Origin of the sequence: Burkholderia sp. AU17457 (assembly GCF_002223255.1) — a bacterium.
In the GTDB taxonomy this organism is placed as follows: Bacteria; Pseudomonadota; Gammaproteobacteria; order Burkholderiales; family Burkholderiaceae; genus Burkholderia; species Burkholderia sola.
Map to the genome: position 1 here is coordinate 1 of NZ_NKFB01000015.1, position 774 is coordinate 774.

The 774-nt window shown below is 65.6% G+C and carries 1 protein-coding gene; it reads right to left on the reverse strand.

Annotated features, from left to right (window positions below; genetic code table 11):
- Positions 1-3 precede the first annotated feature (3 nt).
- Positions 4-774: 3-hydroxybutyrate dehydrogenase (locus tag CFB49_RS35355; RefSeq protein WP_089493767.1), on the reverse strand; the 771-nt coding region annotated here is incomplete at its 5' end.

Below are 774 nucleotides of genomic sequence, written 5' to 3' on the forward strand. Positions count from 1 at the left end.
GCGTTACTGCATGAACCAGCCGTGGCTGACGACGAACGATTGGCCGGTGAGCGCGGCGCTCGGGAACGCCGACAGGAACAGCACCGTCTGCGCGACGTCCTGCACCGTCGTGAACACGCCGTCGACCGTGTTGCCGAGCATCACCTTCTTGATCACGTCCTCTTCGCTGATGCCGAGCTCCTTCGCCTGCTCCGGAATCTGCTTGTCGACCAGCGGCGTGCGCACGAAGCCCGGGCACACGACGTGCGAGCGCACGTTGTGCTTCGCGCCTTCCTTCGCCAGTACGCGCGCGAGACCGAGCAGCCCGTGCTTGGCCGTCACATACGCGGACTTCAGCGGCGACGCCTCGTGCGAGTGCACCGAGCCCATGTAGATCACGACGCCGCCGCGATCGTCCTTGTACATGTGCTTGAGCGCGGCCTTCGTCGTCAGGAACGCGCCGTCCACATGGATCGCCTGCATCTTCTTCCAGTCGGAGAACGAATAGTTCTCGATCGGGTTGACGATCTGGATGCCCGCGTTCGACACGAGGATGTCGACCGAGCCGAACGCCTCGGCCACCTTGTCGATGCCGCTGTTCACGGCGTCCTCGTTGGTCACGTCCATCGCGACGCCGATCGCCTTGCCGCCTGCCTTGTTGATCTCGTCGGCGACCGCGTTCGCGCCGTCCTGGTTCAGGTCGGCGATCGCGACGGCCGCGCCTGCCTTGGCCAGCTCCAGCGCGATTTCCTTGCCGATGCCGCTCGCGGCGCCCGTGACGACTGCGGTCTTGCC